General features: G+C 45.8%; 14 protein-coding genes and 1 pseudogene. 9 read left to right on the forward strand and 6 right to left on the reverse strand.

The features are described 5' to 3' along the window. Positions 1-211: 211 nt before the first annotated feature. From MIC7113_RS19880 to MIC7113_RS39045, 9 genes and pseudogenes are all read left to right on the forward strand, one after another. The gene (locus MIC7113_RS19880) at positions 212-1,495 is read left to right on the forward strand and encodes a lipopolysaccharide biosynthesis protein (RefSeq protein ID WP_015183966.1); all 1,284 of its coding nucleotides are present in this window, start codon (positions 212-214) and stop codon (positions 1,493-1,495) included. 166 nt (positions 1,496-1,661) lie between these two features. Continuing rightward, a complete protein-coding gene (locus tag MIC7113_RS33610; RefSeq protein WP_015183967.1) occupies positions 1,662-2,714 on the forward strand; it encodes a polysaccharide pyruvyl transferase family protein in 1,053 nt (350 codons plus the stop codon). Positions 2,715-2,787: 73 nt separating this feature from the next. Continuing rightward, positions 2,788-3,705 (forward strand): glycosyltransferase family 2 protein, encoded by a 918-nt coding sequence (locus tag MIC7113_RS19890; RefSeq protein WP_015183968.1) that lies wholly within the window; start codon positions 2,788-2,790, stop codon positions 3,703-3,705. A gap of 61 nt (positions 3,706-3,766) precedes the next feature. Then, entirely contained in the window at positions 3,767-4,753 is a 987-nt protein-coding gene (locus MIC7113_RS19895; protein ID WP_015183969.1) for a glycosyltransferase family 2 protein, read from the forward strand. 329 nt (positions 4,754-5,082) lie between these two features. After that, positions 5,083-6,342, forward strand: a complete 1,260-nt coding sequence (locus MIC7113_RS19900; protein WP_015183970.1) for a glycosyltransferase family 4 protein — start codon at positions 5,083-5,085, stop codon at positions 6,340-6,342. 82 nt (positions 6,343-6,424) lie between these two features. Next, positions 6,425-7,510, forward strand: coding sequence for a glycosyltransferase family 2 protein (locus tag MIC7113_RS19905; RefSeq protein ID WP_015183971.1), 1,086 nt, complete (start codon positions 6,425-6,427; stop codon positions 7,508-7,510). Positions 7,511-7,731: 221 nt separating this feature from the next. Continuing rightward, entirely contained in the window at positions 7,732-9,042 is a 1,311-nt protein-coding gene (locus tag MIC7113_RS19910) for a Rieske 2Fe-2S domain-containing protein (RefSeq protein ID WP_015183972.1), read from the forward strand. A gap of 58 nt (positions 9,043-9,100) precedes the next feature. Beyond that, entirely contained in the window at positions 9,101-11,374 is a 2,274-nt protein-coding gene (locus tag MIC7113_RS19915) for a hypothetical protein (RefSeq protein ID WP_015183973.1), read from the forward strand. 228 nt (positions 11,375-11,602) lie between these two features. Next, positions 11,603-11,725 (forward strand): annotated as a pseudogene (locus MIC7113_RS39045) (endo-1,4-beta-xylanase); the annotation flags it as partial. Between the two features lie 35 nt (positions 11,726-11,760). On the opposite strand, the gene MIC7113_RS19920 reads toward MIC7113_RS39045, so the two are convergent. From MIC7113_RS19920 to MIC7113_RS19945, 6 genes are all read right to left on the reverse strand, one after another. Next, a complete protein-coding gene (locus MIC7113_RS19920; protein ID WP_015183974.1) occupies positions 11,761-12,585 on the reverse strand; it encodes a WecB/TagA/CpsF family glycosyltransferase in 825 nt (274 codons plus the stop codon). Positions 12,586-12,656: 71 nt separating this feature from the next. Next, complete coding sequence (gene galE, locus MIC7113_RS19925; protein ID WP_015183975.1) at positions 12,657-13,655, reverse strand: UDP-glucose 4-epimerase GalE; 999 nt, start codon at positions 13,653-13,655, stop codon at positions 12,657-12,659. 286 nt (positions 13,656-13,941) lie between these two features. Next, a complete protein-coding gene (locus tag MIC7113_RS19930; protein WP_015183976.1) occupies positions 13,942-15,597 on the reverse strand; it encodes an HlyD family efflux transporter periplasmic adaptor subunit in 1,656 nt (551 codons plus the stop codon). 45 nt (positions 15,598-15,642) lie between these two features. Beyond that, the gene (locus MIC7113_RS19935) at positions 15,643-18,624 is read right to left on the reverse strand and encodes a peptidase domain-containing ABC transporter (RefSeq protein ID WP_015183977.1); all 2,982 of its coding nucleotides are present in this window, start codon (positions 18,622-18,624) and stop codon (positions 15,643-15,645) included. 321 nt (positions 18,625-18,945) lie between these two features. Beyond that, on the reverse strand, positions 18,946-19,671 hold the full coding sequence (locus tag MIC7113_RS19940) for a peptidylprolyl isomerase (RefSeq protein ID WP_041780139.1): 726 nt from the start codon (positions 19,669-19,671) through the stop codon (positions 18,946-18,948). Between the two features lie 283 nt (positions 19,672-19,954). Beyond that, on the reverse strand, positions 19,955-22,597 hold the full coding sequence (locus MIC7113_RS19945; RefSeq protein WP_015183979.1) for a U32 family peptidase: 2,643 nt from the start codon (positions 22,595-22,597) through the stop codon (positions 19,955-19,957). Positions 22,598-22,659 lie beyond the last annotated feature (62 nt).

Here is a 22,659-nt window from a genome sequence, read left to right on the forward strand (position 1 = left end):
AGAATCTCCCAAATTCCTACCTAGTCAGGATCTCAGGAAATTACGACTTTTCTCCTGAAATTGATTATTAAGTAAGCTTGTTGGGAACGTTATAACTGTAGCGTCTGAGTTCTGCCTGTAAACTCGGAATATCACGTATATCTTCAAATAATCTGCCTGTTTTCAGGATGCAGCACTGCCACATCTATACCTGCTTCTATACGAATAACTAATGCTAATCTTCAAAAAGCTGAGGCACATACTATCTGGTCAATTTATTCGTAACTTTGGATGGATGGGAGGAGCAGAATTAGCTAATCGCGTTTTCCGCTTAGGAACAACAGTTGTTTTAGCTCGCTTACTTACTCCTCAGGATTATGGGCTGGTAGCAATTGTTCTCACCACGAATGAATTTTCCAATGTTTTTACCCTCAGGTCTGGTATCGGCTCTAAAATTATCCAAGCTGATGAAAAAGAGCTTAGTGTTATCAGTAATACGGCATATTGGCTGAATTGGATTTTATGTGGCTCGCTGTTTACTATTCAGTGTTTGGCAGCTTTTCCGATTGCTTTGTTTTATCACAATACCCAATTAATTTTACCTATTTGTGTGACAGCTATAGTTTATCTAATGCTGCCGTTCTTCTTGGTTCAGGGGGCTTTAATTCAGCGAGAGAACCGACTCAATATCTTTGCTTTATGTAATGTCACACAATCACTTATCGGGAACATTCTAACTATCGCTCTAGCTATCATGGGTCTAGGCATGTGGGCAATCGTGTTACCTATTGTTCTTTCAACTCCAGTATGGGTCGTAATTTGTAGGAGAAGTCATACCTGGCGAGCTCCCAAATCTATAAGTTTCGCTCATTGGCAGAAAATTGCTCGTTTTGGTACAAACATACTTGGTGTGGAATTATTAACCAAGCTCCGAAGTAATATAGATTACTTAATAATTGGACATTTCCTCGGAGTTGATGCTTTAGGTATCTACTATTTTGCCTTCAATGCTGGTTTGGGGATTAGCATGAATGTTTTAGGTGCGTTTACATCCGCTTTGTATCCTCATTTATGTGAAGTTCGTGGAGATTTAAAGCAGCTTAAACAGAGATTCTTCAGCAGCCTTAAGACCACGATGGCGGTTATGTTTCCCCTCATTCTTGCACAATCGAGTTTAGCTCCAATTTATGTGCCAATTATTTTCGGTCAAAAGTGGGTAAGTGCTATCCCGATCTTGACTATCATTTGCCTTTCAGCCCTTTCATATCCCCTTTATAGTTCAACCAATTCTCTCCTAACTGCGGTGAATAAAACTCATGTTACTCTTCGTTTTAGCTTGATTTATACCATGATTTTCGCACTCGCTATACTAGTCGCTGTTAAATGGGGCATCCTTTGGGTAGCTGCCTCCGTACTCACTTGCCAGCTACTTTTACCACCTGCTTACAGTATCTCGGCTATTAGATATGTCTTCGCCAAACATTCATCCTTCTCATTGGCTGAGGAAAAACCATAAAGATAAAGGCTGTATAAAACAATTGAATTTTGCAGCTTCTCTTGTTCCTTCTTTTCAAAATTCGGGAACTCTATAAATCAAGGTCTCTCTCGAAGTGGTCAGTCAAGTTATCTTAAGCTTGCCTGCTGACCAAATCTCTAAAACACTCTTTTCAGGAGATATTTTCATGAAGACTCTCGTGGCTGGTTGGTTTAGTTTCAAGAACATGAACGTTACGGCTGGCGATTTAATGGCGCGAGATCTAACCTGTGAATGGCTCGAACGTGCCGGTCATACCTATGACGTTGCTAATGAGCCTCCATTTGTGGGTGGCGTCGATTGGCGTTCGGTCGAACCCAACAATTATTCACACGTTGTGTTCGTCTGCGGCCCTTTTGGTAACGGTCAACCTCTAACTGAATTTCTAGAACGCTTCGCACATTCTCGCCTGATCGGTCTTGACTTATCAATGCTCGATCCGATTAATGAATGGAATCCTTTCGACGTACTTCTAGAACGAGACAGTTCTGCTGCTTCCCGTCCGGATATTACGTTCCTTGCTCGCCAAGCGAAGGTTCCTGTTGTAGGTATTATCTTGGTTCATCCCCAAAATGAATATGGGAGTAGAGCCAAGCATCAAGTTGCAAATGATGCCATTGAGCGACTCATCGCTTCGCGAGAAATGGTTGCTGTGCCTATCGATACTTGTCTCGATCCAAATACTACAAACCTCCGCACCGCAGCTGAAGTAGAATCGATGATTGCCCGCATGGATTTTGTAGTAACAACACGCTTGCATGGAACGGCATTAGCGCTCAAAAATAGTGTTCCTGTGCTCGCTATTGATGCCATTTCAGGAGGAGCAAAAGTTCTACGTCAGGCACAAACTATTGGCTGGCCTTTGGTATTTCCAGTTGACGACCTGACTGACGAGGCATTGCACAAGGCTTTTGACTACTGTCAAACCGAAGAAGCACGAGCAAAAGCGAAGGAATGCCGCGAGCAGGCTATCAAAGCGGTTGAAGAGATACGCGATAAATTTATTTCTGCCTTCGATCCAGCAGATGTATCGAGTTCAAGAGTCGGAAAGCATAAAGAGTCCAACCAAAAACAATCTTATTCCGAACTCATCCTGTCTAAAATTGGGCCGACAGCGCTAAAGCGTAAAGCAAAAACCTTACAACGTAGAGCTATGCATAAAGCCGGAAACTGGCTTTTAGAGCAATACAACAAAAACTAGGGCGTATCTGCAACGTCAAATTGAAATTATTCACGCAAATTAAGCTCTTAAACTTTAGGGAGCTAAAGTAAAAATGCCCACTATATCTGTAGTCATTCCGGCTTACAATGCTGAGCGCACAATTTTAGAAACTGTCGCTTCAGTACTGCAACAAACCTTTTCAGATTTTGAACTCATTGTGATTGATGACGGCTCAAAAGACCGAACGGTAGAGCTACTTCAGAGTATCAAAGACGAACGTCTAAAAGTTTTCTCTTATGAAAATGGTGGACTGCCCGTAGCTCGCAATCGCGGCATTTCTCGTTCTGCCGGAGAGTTTATTACCTTTGTTGATGCTGATGATCTGTGGACACGGAATAAGTTGGAATTGCAACTAGCTGCCTTACAGCAGCATCCAGAAGCTGGAGTGGCTTATAGCTGGACTAGTTGTATAGATGAACAAGGAGAACTTTTGTTCCAATACGCGCCAACCTTCTATGAAGGTAATGTTTATGCCCAGTTGTTAATCGGTGATTTTATTTACAGCGGGTCAAATACTATGATTCGCAAGCAAGCGATTGAGTCCGCAGGAGAGTTCGATCCCACATTGAAATCTTGTGAAGACTGGGATTATTGGCTGCGGTTAGCAGTTCGTTGGCCGTTTGTAGTCGTTCGCAAGCACCAAATTCTCTACCGCCGCTCTTCAGGTGCCATGTCATCCAAAATTGACGTGATGAAAGAAGCAGCTTTAATTGCGATTGACAAGGCTTATAAAGCGGCTCCTCCAGAACTACAATCTCTTAAGAATCAAACCTTGACCAGTTTTTACAAGTACTGTGCGGAGCTTTATTTAAGATACAGTACAAATCTTGATGGAATTAGTAAGGCTGGTCACAACTTGTGGCTAGCCAGTCGAGCGAATCCTAAAGTTGTGGTAGACAGAAACTTTCTCAGTCTTTTTAAATGGTTAATCAAACGTTGGATATTAATTGGGTTAAGCCCTAATCATTAATTTTTGATGCTTTTGCTAAACAATCTTGCAGTTTTTGTAATTCAAGGAGCCTAAATAACCAATGCCTACAATCTCCGTTATTATACCTACCTATAATGCCGAGCGTAGTATCTTAGAAACCATAGAATCTGTCCGGAAACAAACTTTCTCTAATTTTGAGTTAATTGTTATTGATGATGGTTCAACTGATCGAACTCTCGAGTTACTTTCTAGCGTTGTTGATGAACGTATAAAGGTTTTTCCGTATGAAAATGCAGGAGGTCCGATAGCGCGCAATCGAGGTATTTCTCGGACTACGGGAGAATTTCTCACTTTTCTCGATCATGATGACTTATGGACTCCCGATAAGTTGGAGTTACAACTAGCGGCTTTGCAACAGCATCCAGACGCTGGAGTGGCTTATAGCTGGACTTATTACCTGCAAGAAAATGGAGAATCCTTCCATGCAGGGGAGCCTTTGTTTTTCGAGGGAAATGTTTATTCCCAGTTATTGGTGAAAAATTTTTTAGATAGTGGTTCTAATCCTCTAATTCGTAGAAGTATTATTGAAGAGATTGGAGGGTTCGATCCTGAGTTTCCCTACTGTGCAGACTGGGAATTTTATCTACGGCTAGCAGAGCATTGCAAGTTTATTGTGGTTCCTAAACATCAGATTTTCTATCGCCAATCGTCCGGTTCAATGTCATCCAAGATTGAGTCGATGGAAGATTTCAATGTTCAAGCTTGTGAGAAATTGTTTGAATCGGTTCCGCCAGAACTGCAATATCTCAAACAACAAAGTTTAGCCCATATTTATCAGGAGTTGGCACACCTATGCTTAGTACGAATTTCCGATGCAGGCGGGGCTAAGCAGGCTAGTCAGAAGTTGCAAAAAGCAATTCGTCTATATCCACGAATTTTATTAAATAAGAAGACTCTTACTTTGGCAATCAAACTTCTGTTGATCAGAGTTCTCTCACCTAAGATTGCTAGTCATCTACTTCAGCTAAGCAGCAAAAATCGCGCTAGTCGTATTCAATACTCTAATAGCGAGAGAGTTCTTCAATAGTAGATAGTTTTACTCAATTGAATAGTCTTAAGGTTATCCAGAACCACTAATACTCGGAAAATTTTCAATGCCTTACTGGGCTGCGTTGTCTTGTCCTGATTTTGCCAATTGATTGGTTCAGGCAGCTCTTGTCACAAATACCTTGTAGCCACCCTTTTGCTGGTAGGACTTACCTAATCAGGGGTATGTATCTAAGTCTATTTTTAACAAAATTAAATCCAAAGAGATCTGCCGAAAGATTGATCTTTGCGCCTTAAAGACAGCAGCTAGTTGGCTAGGGCTTCAGATTACTAAGCACTTTACCCTAAATCATTGAGGAGTAGTTACTTGTGAATGTTCAACCCGACCAAACGATCGCTCTGCTACCCTGGGGCGACCTATTTGAGGATTTTCATGACACTATCGGCATTTCATTTGAGACATTCTGCAAAGAGCTGACGGGTAGCTGGCAGTTCGGTTACATCGATGCTCTAAGTGCTGCTGGGGTACGCACTGTTTTATTCTTCGCTTCAGAGCATGTTTCTACACCGTCGCGCTTCACTCATGTGCCGACGGGAGCTACGGTATGCGTTTTGCCAGCTTCACCCCTTCACCGCGCTGTTCGCTACACGGTTAAACGCACCTTGTTTCCAGGACTAAAGACATTAGGCGCATACCTGTCTACACCATTAGGGTTACTTGCCCGTGAATTGAGACGTGAAGGTTGCAACGCTATTCTGTGCCAAGAGTATGAGTACGCTCGCTTCGACGTTTGCGTACTGTTGGGAAAGTTAATGCGTCTGCCAGTATTTGCTACCTTCCAGGGGGGGCATCAGCAACTTAGCCGTCTTGAAGCTCCCATGAGAGCGCTAGCATTGCAACATTGCACAGGCTTGATTATCGCTACCCAAACAGAAATTGAGCGAGTACGTACTAACTATGGTATGCCGCCTGCAAAGCTGGCACGTATTTTTAACCCATTAGATGTAAAGCTCTGGTGCGCGATTGACCGCGATGAAGCAAGGGGTCAACTCGGCATTCCGCTAGATGCTCAGGTTGTAGTGTGGCATGGGCGAGTCGAGATCAATCGCAAGGGGCTGGATGTTTTGCTAGAGGCTTGGAAACAGATTTGCTGCGATCGTCCTGGCATAGACTTGCGGCTTTTGCTGGTAGGGACAGGCAGCGATGCTGACGAACTGCGTCAGCGCATAGCGACTATGCAACTGCGAGGAGTGATGTGGATAGACGAATTTGTAAACGATCGCACCAAGATGCGGTGTTACCTCTCGGCTGCCAACGTTTATACTCTGCCATCCCGACACGAAGGCTTTCCAGTAGCGCCGATTGAGGCAATGGCTTGCGGTTTACCCGTAGTCGCTGCCGATGCTCCTGGCATACCCGACATCTTTGAAGGAGGTGAGGCTTCAGGTGGGTTAGTCGTCCCTCGTGGCGACGCGAAAGCATTAGCACTAGCACTCGGTCGCATTTTAGACGATGAAGCGGGGAGACGCGAGTTAGGCAAGCGTGCTCGGTGTCGAGCAGAAGATTCCTTTTCACTGGAGGTGATTGGTAAGCAACTACATGACTTTCTCTTGAGCCATCAAACCTAAGCAATAAAAGTTGAAACGAAAGAATTATACAGGGTGCAGTTGTTGTGACGTAAACATTCTTAAACCAAGGTGAGTAAAAAAAATGACAAAAGTTTCTGTGATTGTCCCTGTATATCAAGTAGAAAAATATATCGCTGCTGCTGTTGAATCAGTTCTTCAGCAAAGCTACAAAGAATTTGAAATTCTCATTGTTGATGACGGCTCTCCTGATAAAAGTGTAGAGATTTGCCAACAATTTACAGATTCTAGAATTAAAATTATTCGTCAGGCAAATCGGGGATTAGCTGGAGCCAGAAACACAGGAATTCGTCACGCCCAAGGCGAGTATTTAGCTTTTTTAGATTCCGATGACCTCTGGTTACCAGAAAAGTTAGAAAAACATATTGAGCATTTAGAAAGTTCTCCATCTGTAGGTATTAGTTTTTGTCCCTCTGCTTTTATCGATGAAGTGGGACAACCCAGGGGAACTTTTTCAAAACCCAAACTGAAAGATATTGAACCGTCTATTTTGCTTCGAGACAATCCAATTGGCAATGGTTCTGCACCAGTGGTTCGGCGAGCAGCTTTGGAAGGAATTAAATACCAAGACAATCTTTACAGCACTGTTGAAGACTTTTATTTTGATGAATCTTTGCGTCAAGCAGAAGACCTTGATTGTTGGCTTCGCATCGCGATCCAAACCGACTGGCAGATTGAGGGTATTCCTGAAGCCCTAACGCTGTACCGGGTGAACTCAGGAGGACTTTCAGCCGGTCTGCTTAAGCAATTAAAATACCTAGAAAAGGTAATTGAAAAAACACGGTCTTACGCTCCGGAACTGATAGCTCAGTGGGAAGTTCCTGTTAAGGCTTACCACCTCAGGTATTTAGGTAGAAGTGCGATACGTCTAAGAGATGGTTCAATGGCTGTGAAACTGATTCATCAAGCTTTGGTTACTCACTGGTGTCTCCTCCTTGAAGAACCAGGTCGCACGCTCATGACCTTGGCTACGGCCTACTTACTCTGGCTCTTACCCAAGCATTGCTACCAGCAAATCCGGGCTTTGATTTTAAACATTAAAGGAGTGATCGTCTCAATAAAGGGTATTAAGCAAAAGCAATTCAGGGTGTGTCTGTCAAGTGTTTCATCAGAATTGGCCAGCTCAACACCATCCCGAATAACATTCTGAAAGTATCTTGCCTGCTTTAATCATTACTACTCCAAACTCTGTGGTTTTGACGCAAGCAGACACAGCCAACTCCGATGATTGATTGGTTTGTGATCGCCGGATGCCTTATTACGGGTTTAGTTATTTTCGTAGTAGGGCTAACCCTTACAAATTTGGCTTACGGCATCATGACTCAATCGCTCATTTCACCAAATGTAATTTTTTTAACCTGGAGGCGTTAAATGACAAACCTAAGTCTTACAGCAAAAAGCATTGGATTCGAGCATATTCACTCGATACCACTTCACGAAATCAATGATCGTGTGATGCGCGGAGAAATCGTTGTTATGCCTAAATGCCTACAAGCTATGGGCTATTTTGAACGCTTGAAAGAGGCTACTCTAGAGGCAATTTGTCAGGCTGTTGGGGAGGCGAAAGCTGCACAGGTTAGGAGCAAAGGCTTTGAAGCTATTCATGAAATTATTAACCTGGACGAACTCGTGGCAATTAGCAACAGTAGCTATGATGTTATACGTTCGTTAGCACCGGGGTTATCAAAAGCGGTGGTGAAAGAAATTTTTCAAAGAAAGCAACCTTTCTACTTTGAAGAATCTCCCAATGTAAGATTTCATATTCCTTATGATGTAGTAGTAGAAAGGAAAAAAGAATTTAGTCAATTCCACTGGAATGGAAAAGTTACAGCCCATGGACCGCATCACGATAGCTGGTATCAATGTCCTACCAACTGTGTTAATATCTGGATTGCGATTGGCTCTGTCAAGATTGGTAATGGTCTAAGTATCTATCCTCAAGTGTACGGAAAGCGTCTTCCTTGTACAGAGGACGGTAAGATTTTACGCGATCAATACTTTGGTTCAGTACTGAATTTTGATTTAGAACCTGGGGATGCACTTATCTTTCACGGTGAACATTTACACAGCTCGGAGCTCAATAGCACGGATGCGACTCGATATGTTGTCAGTCTGCGAATGACGCTGGAAAAGCCCAAGTTTCTTGGGCAATCACCCTACAAAAGCAACTATATATACTCCGAGACAAACGATGGGTTAGCAGCAGCCTGCAATCAAGTATCGGCAAAAATTTCTCGCCGTTTTATAAAACAGCTCGACTCGCATCTCAACCGATCGGAAACCCCCAACTATGTGATTTCAGCATTGGATATCTCGATATTCGATAACACATCAGCTGATTTTCCCAAACCCCCTCTGGTTAAGACGGTTGAAGGAACTTCTCAAGACAAGACCAAGCTTATCATTGACTCCACAGAGCTAGCGATAGGTACGATTAAGCCTGTGTCGCAAACGATGTGCGTTGCACGAGTGGATGAAAATCGGGTAGTGGCTTTCAGCAGGCATTGTCCTCATGAAGGAGCAGACTTGGCGGGCGGATACCTGCGAGATGGATGTGTTGTCTGTCCTTGGCACAATTTGCCGCTCAACATTGAGACGGGTGCTAGTCCCTGCAAATCGTTATCTCAGTTAAAAGTTTTTGATTGTGTTGAAAGCGATGGCACGGTGGAGATTCAGGGTTGAAATTGTACCGATATGCCCCATTGTGTGGTTTTGACGCAAGCAGACAGAGCCAACTCCTATGATTGATTGGTTTGTGATCGCCGGACGCCTTATTACGGGTTTAGTTATTTTCGCAGTAGGGCTAACCCTTACAAATTTGGCTTACGGCAGCATTACTAAATTGGGTACGAAAAAAGCTCGTTTCTTGGGTCAAACAGCCCGCATTGCAATTATCATCCTAGTGAGTTTAATTGCACTTGAGCAAATTAGGTCAACCATTAGCATCGTCAATATCGCCTATGGCAAGCTACAGGTCGCGAATGTTCTGGATTACCAGAAAAACGTCTCTTTAGGACAGAGAAACGTCTTTTTAGGAGGAGGTGGATATGTTACAGGTATTTACCTCCATCCACTACAGAAAGACCTGGTTTATATCAAGACTGATGTGGGTGGGTTTTATCGTTGGAATCCTGATGAGCAGAGTTGGCAGCCACTAACCGATCACTTCCCCCTGGAGCAAAGCAATTACTATGGTGGAGAAGCACTAGCGCTCGATCCCAACAATCCAGATATCGTTTATATTGCAGCCGGGAAATTCACGGCAGACTGGTGGCCTGACAAAGGAACTATGTTCAAATCTACAGATAAGGGAGAAACCTGGACGAAGCTGAACATAGACCTCAAGATGGGTGGCAATGAGGATCTACGATGGCTAGGAGAAAGACTAGCTGTCAATCCGTTCAATTCTAATATGATTTTATTTGGCTCACGCTTAGATGGGCTATGGAAGTCATTGGATGCTGGTGCGACATGGAGTCAGGTACTCTCCTTTCCCGGAAAGCCCAAAGCAGATATTGGAATTACAGCAATCGCATTTAGTAAACAGGTACTGGGTTTGGTTTATGCGATCGCCTATGGAGATGGAATCTACCAGTCTACTGACTCAGGGTTTACTTGGAGCAAAATACCCGGAAGCTCAGCTGAGGCGAAACGCTTGGGTTTAGCCAGTAACGGTGTTTTGTATGTCACCCACTCTTCTGGGGTGAGTAAATATACCAATGGAGCTTGGAGTAACATCACGCCATTTAAAACCAAAGACACCTTCAATGCAATTAGCGTCAACCCAACCAATCCTAATAACTTGCTAGTGAGTTTAGGCGAGAATGGTCAGTCTTCTGAAATCTACCAGTCTTTAGATGGGGGAACCACATGGACTAAGAAGAAGAAATCCATGAATACGACAGTTCCCTGGTGGTCTAGCTATATGCGTTCAAATCCCTGGATAGCCGCTATTGAGTTTGATCCCCAAGTTACAGACAGAGTCTGGTTTACTGACTGGTACGGGATTTGGCGGACAGAAGACATTAATGCCAATCCCGTAACCTGGGCTAACTACCAACAAGGACACGAGGAGGTTGTTACCTTCACACTGGTTTCACCACCAAAAGGAGCACTGTTATTAAGTGGCGTAGCCGATGTGGATGGTTTTTACCATGACAAAGGACTTGATGCTTACCCATCAAAAACATTTGGTAGTAGTGGTCCTTCGTTTCAAGATACCTATCACATTGCTTACTGCGAAACTGACCCGTTGAAAATGGTGCGCGTTGGTGGCAATCGGTGGAACGATACTTATACGGGAACAACATCAATTGATGGCGGTCGGACGTGGAAGCCTTTCGCCTCATTTCCAGAAAAGAGGATGCTAAAACGCATTGCGATTTCTGCCACTGACCCCAACATCTTCATCGTAACGACAGGTGGTGGTCAGCCCGTAGTTACCACTGACGGTGGAAAATCCTGGAAAAACGTGTCAGGATTGCCGGACGGGTCTAAAGGTCCCTGGGACTGGAGTCAACCTCTGGCAGCAGATAAAGTCGATGGCAATACTTTTTATTACTATGCCGAGGGCAAATTTTATCGCAGTACGGACAAAGGCTTATCGTTTGAAACGGTGAACGCCTCACTGCCTAATGAATGGTGGCACTCGCTCAAAACGCTGCCAGGAGTTAAAGGAGAAGTCTGGCTGAGTCTCGATTGGCAAGGACTGTACCGTTCCACTGATGGGGGCAAAACATTTTCCAAGTTAGAGAAAGTAAACAGAGCTCATCTGTTTGCGTTCGGAAAGCCACCCAATGGAAGCACAATTCCAGCTTTGTATCTGTATGGCAAAATTGCTGGTAAGGGGGAGGGAATTTTCCGTTCTCTAGACCGAGGAAAAACTTGGGATTTCATTGGCGATCGCCAATCGCCCATCGGCAATAATCCTAATGTAATGGAGGCAAGTAAGCAACAGTTCGGTTTAGTGTTTATCGGCACCAATGGTCGGGGAATTTACTACGGAAGCCAGTGAAGTAGATGTCTTCATGTTTGGCAATTCTAATGATTAATGATAGCTTCCCCAATCAGATCAAATAGTTTTTAGAAATGCCCCAAAAATTTTTATTGACGAGACGGCACGTCCTGTGGTTAGGTCTGGGAACTTGTGCTAGTCTAATTGCTTTGCACAAGGTTAAAGATGTTTATCACAATCTTAAGATTCTTGCCCTTGATGACCCCTCAAGAGACTTTACAGTAAGCCACAGATTTTCATCCCCGGTCTGACGGTATACCCGTCAGACCTCTACCCCTAGATACTGGGTTAAAACCAAAGTTAGCGTGGAACGCTATTGCACGTGCTTTCGATAACGCTCCCAGCCGCTAAGTCCAAATTGAGTTGAATAATCTTGATTAATCCCTCTACAAATCAGGGATTGACTGTAGGACACGGCGACTGTTAACGCTCTTAAGATGGAGCTTCTGCTTAAAAATCAACCAACAGAATATCGGCCCCCCAATCAAGTACCGCTTCCATAACCGTTTAGGCTCAGAAAGTAATCGATGTAACCATTCCAATCCAATCTCAGTCACCCACTTAGGAGCACGTTTTTTATTACCCGCCTCAAAATCAATGGTTGCTCCGATCGCCAAAAAGATCTTAATGTTAATCAACTGGTCTTTATACTTATGTATCCACTTTTCTTGCTTCGGCGCACCCACCCCTATCGCTAAGACTGTTGCACCGGAATTGTTAATTTCTTCAATAATTTCTTGGCATTCTTCTTCATTCTTTTCAAATCCAAAAGAAGGAGAATGCGCCCCAACCACAATTTCTCTACCTAACTTAGTATTCAAATTTTCTTGAGCCTGGGTTGCCACTCCCTCTTTGGCTCCTAAGAGAAAAACTTTAATCGCTTGATTATCTTTATGATAGTTACAAAAAGAAGGGAAAAAATCAGAGCCAGAAATCTTCTCTTTTATCGGTGTCCCCAAAAAACGAGAGACATAATAGAGGATTTTACTATCACACAATTTATAGTCAGCCGTATCATAAACACTCAAAAACTCTGAGTCGTTTTCCAGCAAAAGCAGGTGATCAACATTAGGGGTGAACACCACACCCCGGTCTAACTGCTTTAGAACCTCTGACTCTGTGACATTATCAATGTCTACATTCAATATCCTGACTTTGTCCGTTGTAATCGGACCTGGCTTTTGAAGAGTATCTAATTGACTATCCATCATTGTGTGACCTGGCTCTTGCAAAGCATCTAATTGACCCTCACCAAATCTGTTATAGCTTACTTAGCCTCAGCTCAAACACTCTCATGCCGCTTCTGATGCCACTGCCATGCGTGTTTGAGGATAGTTTCTAAGTCTGCATACTGAGGGTTCCAACCTAAGACTTGCTTAGCCTTCTCACCACTACCCACAAGGATGGGTGGGTCTCCCGGACGGCGGTCAGCCAAAGTTACGGCAATGGGGCGACCAGTAACAACACGGGCGGCTTCAATCACTTCCCGAATCGAAAATCCTTGTCCATTACCCAAATTAAACACCTCCGTACTCCCCCCCTTGAGTAAGTACTCCAGACCCAAAATGTGTGCCTGTGCCAGATCAGTCACATGGATGTAGTCCCGAAGGCAAGTCCCATCTGGGGTGTCGTAGTCAGTGCCATAAATCGAAATACTCTCCCGTTTGCCCATTGCCGTCAACAGCACTAAAGGAAGAATGTGCGTTTCGGGACTATGATCTTCTCCCAAACGCCCTTGGGGGTCAGCACCCGCTGCGTTAAAATAGCGGAAGCGCACAGACCGTAGACCATAAGCATGGTCAAAATCATCAAGGATGTGCTCCACCATCAGCTTACTCATGCCGTAGGGATTGATTGGCTGCTTTGGTTGGTCTTCCGAAACCGGAATTTGTTCAGGGACACCGTAAGTTGCACAAGTGGATGAAAACACAAAGTTCTTGATTCCGGCATCACACATCGCTTCCAGCAGCGTGAGAGTACCGGTCACGTTATTGCGATAGTACTTGGCAGGCTGACCTACTGATTCACCCACATAAGCATAGGCGGCAAAATGCATGACGGCTGCAAATTCCCGTGTTTTAAAGATTTTGTCTAATAGTGCCCGGTCTGCAATATCACCCTCAATCAGTTCTACCTTAAGTACCGTCTCTACTATGTCGCGATGACCATAAACTAAATTGTCTAAGATTACGACTTCATAGCCCGCCTCTCGCAGCGCTAGAACCGCATGGGAACCAATGTAACCTGCGCCGCCCGTTACTAAAATTGTAGGATTTGCCATTACCGATAAGTTGAGTTTTTACAAAAAAAGGGGGGTAATCAGCATTCGATTTCCCCTGCCTGTCCGTTAGTTTCGTCTGGTACCTTTGGTGTACCTGGTAGATGCGTCTAATATCCTGAAAATTGAATTGGCACAGTGTCACGAGATGTAGATGTGGAGTGATGTGCCATTCCCAAAGCTTTACAGAGAAAGACTAATGTGTCTTCTGCTAACCCGCTACATGCAGATATTGCTCTCCATCTCGATGGAGAACACTATATCAGCTTTTGTTTAAAAGAGCAACACCCTAGCGAACGTTTTTCAGGCTATCTGTTTTAGAAGAAAACAGGTCGGTGAAAATGCTCAACACGGTGCGATCGCGCACTCGAATATTGACGCTGACTGACATCCCCGCTTGCAATTTAAGGGGTTCCTGACGGTTTTTAATGAACAGGGACTGTTTCTTTAACTTGATTTTTGCGGGAAACCGATAAAAGCGATGAATTTCATCAGGGGGTAAAGCATCAGAACCAATTGAGACTAATTCCCCTTTAACATCCCCAAACTCACTAAAAGGAAACGAGTCAATCCTGACATCAACCGGCATTCCTACTTTGACAAACCCAATATCTTTATTGGTGATATCAACCTTAGCCACTAGGGCATCATCCGGAACAATTTTCAGAATTGGTTCTGTAGAATTGGTAACAAAACCGGGAGCCGCAGGTTTCAAATCAAAGACTGTTCCACCCACAGGGGCACGTAGCTCTTGATAATTGAGCGTGACTTCCGCCTGCTTCAACTGGCTATCAATTTCCGCAATTTTTTTCTCATTAGCGACAATTGTTTCCCTCAATTGACGTTTAAGGGAGTCTAGCCGGGAATCAATATCGTTAATTTGTTTCTGATTTCCAGCCATGAGATCGGTTAACTCTTTTTTAGTCAGAGCTTTGGTATTTTCTAACTGTTCTTTCGCCTGAGCAATATCTAATTCCAGGCGCAATTGTTCAGCGGTTAACTGTTGCACTTCAGCGTTTCGTGTTCCCACCTCGCTTTGCTGCTTGGTGTACTGAATGCGAGAAAAACCCCCTACACTAACCAGAGGCTCCAAATCGTTAAGAATCTTCTGCTCAGTTTTCAACCGTTGTTGGGCATTAGTTAGTTGAGATTGGCTCTGATCCAGCCGTTTTTGGAGCTGTTCAATTTCTGACTCAGCTGCCGCCACACGAGAATTGAGCTCTGCTGTGGCAAACCGCATCCGTTGCCGTTGTTCGGGGCTAAGGTTAGCGCCTTGAGGGTTATCATTAATTCGACTCTGATAAAACTGATTTTCAGCCAATAGAGCGTCTCGACTTTTAATCAGAGAAGGAAGTTCTGAGGACAACTCCACCTGGGTTTCTGGCGGTGGACTGAGTGGGGCCGTGGGATTGCGGAGGGCTGAGCGATAAAATTGGTTTTCTTGAACTAACTTCGTACGGATTTGATTGAGGGAAGCGAGTTTAGCTTTATCAGCGGTGGGATCAAGTCTGAGCAACACATCCCCTTTTTTCACCGACTGCCCATCCTGGACATAGAGTTCTTTCACCACCCCGGCAACAGGAGCTTGGATCTCCTGAACTTTGTCTTGTGGCTCCAGTTTCCCTTGAGCGGGAACCGCTTCCTCGATTTTGGCAATACTGGCCCAAATCACGCCAAAGGTGGTTACACCCATAATCGCCCAGATAATGCCCCGTGACCAATGGTGAGGTTGTCGTAAAATAACCGGCTGATCAAATTTGGCTTGTCCCTGGGAGTGATTGCCGTTACTCTTGCCGTTACCATTGCCATTGCCATTGCCATTGGAGGTTGCACCATTACCATTAGCGTGGGTGAGTGCGTCTGGATTAGGTGAGTTGGGAGGGGAAGGAAGCTGGAGTGCAATCTTATTGTTTTGGTCTAGTTTAGACCCGTTATGTGTGTTCATCGCTCTTATTCGTTCCTGCTAGTTCAGTGGTTGAGTAAGGAGAAGTTATAGTTGCGCTTCTTGTTGGAGGTAGAGGCAATAGTAGCGGCCTTTTTGCTCCATCAATTGCTCATGGGTGCCTTGTTCCACGACAGCCCCTTGATCCATCATCAAAATTAGGTCGGCGTTGCGAATCGTCGTTAGGCGATGGGTGATGAAAAAGACTGTGCGTCCTTTATAGACTTGGGCTAAATTCAAACACACCTGCCGTTCCGTGCTGTAATCCAAAGCACTGGTGGCTTCATCTAGAATCAGCAGTTGGGGGCTTTGTAAAATCGTTCGAGCGATCGCAATTCGCTGCCGTTGTCCCCCCGATAAGGCCGAACCCCGCTCCCCAACTCGTGTATTGTAGCCACTCGGTAACTCCATAATAAAGTCGTGGGCGACTGCCACCCTTGCCGCCTCGATAATGTCTTCAGAACTCGCATCGGGATTGGTTAAGGCAATATTTTCTTGTACAGTGCCATCAAACAGCAGGGTTTCCTGAGGAACAATGCCAATCTGACGCCGCAGGGAATACAGTTCTACCTTATTGATATCGTAACCATCCACAATAATCCGTCCGGAGAGGGGATCGTACAGTCGAGGCAATAGTTTGGTTAAAGTACTTTTACCCGAACCACTTTGACCGACAATCCCGACAAATGTCCCGGCAGGGATTTCTATATTGATATTGTTCAACTGCAAGGGGCCAGTTGTGCCAAAGCGAAACGAGACATCCTCATACTTCACCATTCCCTGTACTGGCGGGAGGGCAATATTGTAGCGATCGGTTTCGTCCGCTTCTTGGGGAGAATCAACGATATCACTGAGGCGTTCCAAAGAGAGTGCGGTTTGCTGGAAGTTCTGCCAAATTTGCGCTAACCGCAATAAGGGACCAGTCACATACCCTGAAATAATGCGGAAGGCAATCAACTGCCCTAAACTTAATTGCCCATCCAACACTAAATAAGCTCCCACCCAAAGCACCAGCAAAGCCGAGAGTTTATTCAAGAAGTTACTGGTTGAACTGGCAGCCGTTGAAGTCAGAACATTTTTAAATCCATCACTCACATAACGACCATAGCGTTCTTGCCATTTCCAACGAGCACGCAACTCAATATTTTGGGCTTTCACGGTGGAAATTCCCGATAAAACTTCCACTAAATAGGATTGAGTTTCCGCCTGACGTTCCGCCTTGGTGCGTAGCTGTTGTCGCACGATGGGAGAAACAACAACAGTGAGCAAAATAAATAAAGGAATCACCGCCAACGTCACCAACGTCAACAGCCAACTGTAGATGAACATAACAATGATGTAGACGACGGAGAAAACCGCATCTAGCACCACCGTCAGCGCTGTGCCTGTGAGAAACTGACGAATATTTTCTAGCTCACCAATCCGGGTGGCTAATTCCCCCACCGGTCGTCGTTCAAAATAGCGTAAAGGTAGGCGCAACAAGTGGTCAATAATTTCCGAACCCAGCGCCATGTCAATTCGGTTTGTCGTATCTACAAATAAGTAGGTACGCAGACTGGTTAATAGTCCTTCAAAAATTGCCACGGCGACCAGCAAAACACCCAAGACGTGTAGGGTGTTAATACTGTTTTGCACAATCACTTTGTCGATGATCAATTGGATCATCAAGGGATTCGCCAGACCAAACAGTTGCACAAAGAAAGAAGCAATCAGAACTTCCGTCAAAACTCGGCGATGGCGAATGATAGACGGGATAAACCAGTTCAGCCCAAACCGCTCTTTAGGCGTTGATTTGGTCGTCTTGAGGAGGAGCGCTTGTCCCTCGTCACCCCAGTCTTCGATGAAACGAGAGGGTTTAATCCGCTTAATTCCACTTTCGGGCACTGCCAGTACGAGTTCCCGTTCGCTACTCTCGTAGAGGATGGCAAAGCTATCTTGCCAACTGAGCAGGACTGGGGTTGGCAGACGCGACACGGCTATCGAAGGGACATTGACCAGTTGAGCGCTCAATCCCATTAATTCTGCAATAGCACCACAGTGCATTAGAGAAAGGTTACCCGAACGTGCGTCTTGGGTGGTAATCACCCGGCGGATAATATCCCGACGAAAGGGCATTCCAAAATATTGAGAGAGCATCTGGAAGCACGCTAAGGTTGCCTCAATGGAGCCTCTACCGCGAACAAAAGGATAGTTTCGTTTGCCTGCCTTTTCTTCCGACAGGTAGCTTCCTGAGGTCGTAACGAGTTGAGCATCCGCATAAGGAATGTCGTCGTCTATTGTCGTGTGCCTATTGCTCTCGCTTGGGATAGCTAATCCGGGTGGGGTTGACGTGGCGGGGGAGAGTACGTCCGATGGAATTCCGACGAGGCGAGTTGAACCGGGACCGTTGACGATCAGGGTTGTTATGGATTCCGAATTGAGGCATGAGCCAACGGGTACATTCGCTGATGCCCCGCCACTCACCATCCACACCCGACTGGTGTCGAGTTGGCTGGACATCTGCTTACCCTGAGCCACATTCATGATTAGGGCATTGGGCAACGATTGAAGAGCCAGTTCTTTGAGATTTGCTTCTGTCTCGGCACGCCGTGCCAGTTCTGTTCCTAAAAGCTCGAAAATTTCTACCAGAGCGCAACGAGAGCGAAAGGCAGACGCCAGAACGGGTTCAGAGTCCAACCAGCGCAAAAAGTCAGGGATGTTGAGGGTAAAACAAACGGATTCTATGGAAGCAATTGCTGTTTCACAGGGAATTCCCCTGATCACACTCACCCAGCCAATAATTTCTCCCGGTTGCAGTAATTTCAACGTGATGGGCGCACTACCGCGAGGGTCGAATCCCAACAGACGGGCTTGCCCCTGAAACAGGATGGAAATGTGAGGAGGCATTTTCTCCCGGATCACAATGGGCTGACCCATGCGATAGCGCAGCAACTGACCCTGGCTTGACAGTTTGGCTCGTGCTGAGGGTGAGAGCTGATCAAACGGATAGATGCCAGCTAGAAATTCTTGTAACGAGGTCGTATAGGTCATCAGAAGTTACTCTAAATGAGTGCTGAGTCAGGGAGTTGGGAGTGAGGCAAGAACGGGTTTGGAACTATTGAGTTCGGTTTATCCCATCTCTTGTTTCGGATATTTACAGCTCGGTACCTAATATCTAGTTATCACTCTGGACTGAGCCAATTATGCCAAGGACTTTTTGAACCAAGCTGAAGAATATTGTGAATCGGTTAATTTGCGATCCTTTCAAATCCGATTTTGTTTGTTTAATTTTTGTTAATCTGTGAGCCACAATTTAAGGCTGTAATTCTTAATTTAGCGCTCCAGTTTTCAATAATCCTAAATCATTTACAACTAATTAAGAACGGCTAACTGCTGGTTCAGTTGTTCAGTCAACCAGGTTGAAAAACACTCATTGAGCAGCCGCTGACGCATGGGAGCATCGAGCTGAGCGGGGATAAACTTTTCTAAGCGTACAATGACTAACCATTCTCCCAGCCGCGTGGGTGGGGCAAGTTGACCGGGTTGACTTAAACGTAAGATTTGAGCGATCGCAGGATGGGGCGTACTGAGCTCAACAGGGCCAATCAACCCGCCTGTTTCTGCCTCTGGCCCTTGGGAATACTCTCGTGCTAAATCAGCAAAAGACTGTTCTCCTTCTTGGACTCGGAAAAAGAGTTCTTGGATAATCCCTGGGTCTTGAGAACGAATCAGAGAATAGATCACCCGATCCAATTGAGACTTGCGGCTGAGAAAATAGGATTCTAGTTTGTTTCCCCAAGTGATTTGTTTGAATTTTTCAATCTTGACCCCCCGAATCGTTAAGCTTTCGAGTTGTTCTGCCGTCATTTTACGCTGCTGCATCCAAGCTTGTTGAGTTTCCTCACTCGTAATTTGATTTTGCTCAAAAAACTGCTTACGGGCTTGGGCGGCTTCTTCCGGCGTGCAGTCGATTTCCGCGATCGCCTGATCAATGATCAGTTCGCGCAGCAATGGGGCTAGCAGTTGGTATCCTGCCAACAAGGGAAGAATTTCTTCTGCTGTAATCGTGCGATCGCCAATTTGTAAAATGGCATCCATACTATAAATATTGTTTGATGTCAAGTCTTGCCAATCCACGCTAGCAAATACAACCCATATTATGAGGAAAGCACCCCTATCTGTCGTAGGATTGTTAAAAAATTTTTCAAAGAAGGGGCGGCGTGAGTCAAATGTCAATGCACCCAAGAAACAGATCACAACTCACCCATGAGACCTATCACAGACAAGAGCCTTCTACCTTCTACCTTCTGCTATAAATTGTATGTTTTGAAAACAGAATAAAAGCACTCAAATCCTTTTCCCCGCACCCCCGCACCCCCGCTCAGTAGTTCACTGGTGCCGATCGTCTCAAAGGGCCACGAGTCACGCCCAGTTGATTTTGCAGCTTGAGTTGTCGCCAGAGTTGGGAACCTGTGATTTCCCCTTGCAGCAGTTGCCGATAGCGCTGAATCGTCTGAGTTACTTGCTGGGGTGTCTCATTCAGGAATTCAATCCGGAAGTCGCGAACGCCCAATTCTATGAGATGTTGTACATATTCTGCCCCAGTTTGAGCGGTACCGTTAAACACCGTATTCCGACAGCCTGCATCCGCTTGCAGAATATGTTCCGTGCCTACGCGATCGCGCAATTTCACCTCATGTTTCTCGCAAGGGCGTCCACAGTTAGTGTAGTCTGTCCCCGTCGAGAGAAAGGCGCAAAACACACAATGCTCCATGTGAAACATGGGCATGTGCTGATGGATAGTCACCTCGAACCAGTGACCCAGGCAAAGGGTGAGTAAGTCTTCGAGTTGGTTAATATTCAAATCGTAAGATGCCGTCAGCCGTTCCAGTCCAAATTGTTGCTTAAAATAATCGGCTGTTAGGGGATTGGCAACGTTGAGAGAGAAATCCCCAATACAACGGTCTGCGGCAAAGAACTGGAGATGGTCATAGTTTCGCACTAAATAGCCATCCGCTTCACAAGAGCGGACTTGTTGCAAAATATAGTTCTCTCCAGGTTTGGTAATTCGAGGGGGTGCAACCCAGATGGTTTGATTAGGAACCGTCTGCCCGTCACGCACTAACTGCACGGCTTTTCGGTAGGCGCGGGGGTCTTCAAACTCGCAGTAGAGGGTTTCAATTCCTGCTTGGAGAGCGGCTTGCAATTGCTTCAGGTTCCGCACCAGCACAATTAGATTGGGGGCGTAGGGGTGGTCTTCTCGTGCCCACTTTGGCAGTAAGTCTTGAAGGGAAGCGCTTGAGTTGAGTTGCCAGCGCTTGGGTTGCACTCTCAACTGTTCCAACTGCGCCACCAGATCGCGCCGCATCCGGTTCAACTCACTCACGGGAAGCATTGCTTCACATTTTAGGTGATTTGTCAAGTTACCCAAACAGAAGGGGGTATTGCCGAGACGACCCAATTGTTCCTGCAATCGTTCTGTGGTGAGGGGTTTGGTATGTGCCGTTTCGAGGGGCACAGAGGACTCAACTTGGACAACATGACCCAGTTCGTCACGAGCGATCGCAATGAGGGGCTGACCGACTTCGCCCTGAACTTCAACCTGAATAGGACGCTGAAATTGGGGATTATCTCCGGCAAAACTCTGGCGCAGTTGCCGATCCAGTTCGGGGTCGCTGGTTTTCCACACCTTATCCCCCACCTTTACCCGGCGCAGGTTCAGGTCACGTCGTCCAAATGCCAACACAGCATCTTGACCCCGTTGTTCTACAGCATAGACTCGACCGCCTTCCTCCTTGGCTTCCGGGTGACCGCTGTCGAAGACCACTCCATCCCCAGGCTTGATAGGGCATGGTAATGCCATGCCCCTACATTGGACTGTGACTTGATCTTTATGGATGCGAGTCACTTCGCCCAGGTAAACTCCCCGCTTTTTACCAAAACGGGCGTGTACTAGTTCTTGATTATTAATTCCGCGAAACCAGCCTGGATAAAGTCCCCGCGAGAACGCCATCTCTAGGTTGTAGCGTTCTTGGTCGGTAACGTGGTGCTGGTTGGATCGCTCCCCCCAATCCTCCTTGTTAAGGGGGGCTAGGTTTTTCCTCCTTTTTGAAGGGGGTGTCGGGGGGAGCGAAGTTGTTGTATCGTCTTTCACCAACTCCGTCATCACCCGATCCAGCGCTTGGCGATAGACACGGGTCACATTGGCGACATATTCTGGAGTTTTGAGACGACCTTCAATTTTCAGACAACTTACCCCTGCCTTGACCAAGTCTGGGAGTACCTCTAACCCTGCCAAATCTTGGGGACTCAGCAGGTATTTGCAATTACCCAAATCGACCTCTTTCCCATCACTTATCAGCTCATAGGGCATCCGGCAAGCTTGGGCACATTCTCCTCGATTGGCAGAACGTCCCCCTAGGGATTCACTGGTCAAGCACTGACCGGAATAGGCCACGCACAAGGCACCGTGAACAAAAACTTCTAGGGGAAGTGAGATATTTTTTTTGGCAATCTGCGTCTTGATTTTGTTGATTTCTGGCAGAGAGCATTCACGCGCCAAGACAACCAACTCACAACCCAGGGATTGGGCAAATTCCACCCCAACGGCACTGGTGATGGTCATCTGGGTGGAGGCATGGATGGGAAAATCGGGTGAGAGATGACGGATGAGGCGGCAAATTCCCACATCCTGAACAATGACCGCATCCACACCCGCCGCGATAATGGTACGGAGATATTGTTCTGCTTCTGCAAGTTCTTGAGGAAACACCAAGGTATTCAGGGTGACATAACCTTTCACACCGCGACGGTGCAGGAATTCCATCAATCGAGGTAACTCTGCCTCCGTAATATTTTGCGCCCGCATCCGCGCATTAAACCGATCCAAGCCGAAGTAAATGGCATCTGCGCCATTTTCTATAGCCGCTTTGGCGCAATCCCAGTGTCCTGCTGGGGCAAGGAGTTCTGGTCGCCCAAAGCTGGGTGAGGTGGGTTGGGGAAGGGGTGTGCGATCAACGTTCATCGGAGTTGCGGCGGGTTAGATGGCGCTATGCAGAGGTTCATTCGTCATGATATCGTCGCCAA

Origin of the sequence: Allocoleopsis franciscana PCC 7113, from assembly GCF_000317515.1 — a bacterium.
In the GTDB taxonomy this organism is placed as follows: Bacteria; Cyanobacteriota; Cyanobacteriia; order Cyanobacteriales; family Coleofasciculaceae; genus Allocoleopsis; species Allocoleopsis franciscana.

What these genes read in the sequence shown, in the direction of transcription:
- MIC7113_RS19880 (WP_015183966.1), top strand. Translation starts at nt 212, where the DNA reads ATGCTAATCTTCAAAAAGCTGAGGCACATACTATCTGGTCAATTTATT.
- MIC7113_RS33610 (WP_015183967.1), top strand. Translation starts at nt 1,662, where the DNA reads ATGAAGACTCTCGTGGCTGGTTGGTTTAGTTTCAAGAACATGAACGTT.
- MIC7113_RS19890 (WP_015183968.1), top strand. Translation starts at nt 2,788, where the DNA reads ATGCCCACTATATCTGTAGTCATTCCGGCTTACAATGCTGAGCGCACA.
- MIC7113_RS19895 (WP_015183969.1), top strand. Translation starts at nt 3,767, where the DNA reads ATGCCTACAATCTCCGTTATTATACCTACCTATAATGCCGAGCGTAGT.
- MIC7113_RS19905 (WP_015183971.1), top strand. Translation starts at nt 6,425, where the DNA reads ATGACAAAAGTTTCTGTGATTGTCCCTGTATATCAAGTAGAAAAATAT.
- MIC7113_RS19910 (WP_015183972.1), top strand. Translation starts at nt 7,732, where the DNA reads ATGACAAACCTAAGTCTTACAGCAAAAAGCATTGGATTCGAGCATATT.
- MIC7113_RS19915 (WP_015183973.1), top strand. Translation starts at nt 9,101, where the DNA reads ATGATTGATTGGTTTGTGATCGCCGGACGCCTTATTACGGGTTTAGTT.
- MIC7113_RS19920 (WP_015183974.1), bottom strand. Translation starts at nt 12,585, where the DNA reads ATGATGGATAGTCAATTAGATACTCTTCAAAAGCCAGGTCCGATTACA.
- galE (WP_015183975.1), bottom strand. Translation starts at nt 13,655, where the DNA reads ATGGCAAATCCTACAATTTTAGTAACGGGCGGCGCAGGTTACATTGGT.
- MIC7113_RS19930 (WP_015183976.1), bottom strand. Translation starts at nt 15,597, where the DNA reads ATGAACACACATAACGGGTCTAAACTAGACCAAAACAATAAGATTGCA.
- MIC7113_RS19935 (WP_015183977.1), bottom strand. Translation starts at nt 18,624, where the DNA reads ATGACCTATACGACCTCGTTACAAGAATTTCTAGCTGGCATCTATCCG.
- MIC7113_RS19940 (WP_041780139.1), bottom strand. Translation starts at nt 19,671, where the DNA reads ATGGATGCCATTTTACAAATTGGCGATCGCACGATTACAGCAGAAGAA.
- MIC7113_RS19945 (WP_015183979.1), bottom strand. Translation starts at nt 22,597, where the DNA reads ATGAACGTTGATCGCACACCCCTTCCCCAACCCACCTCACCCAGCTTT.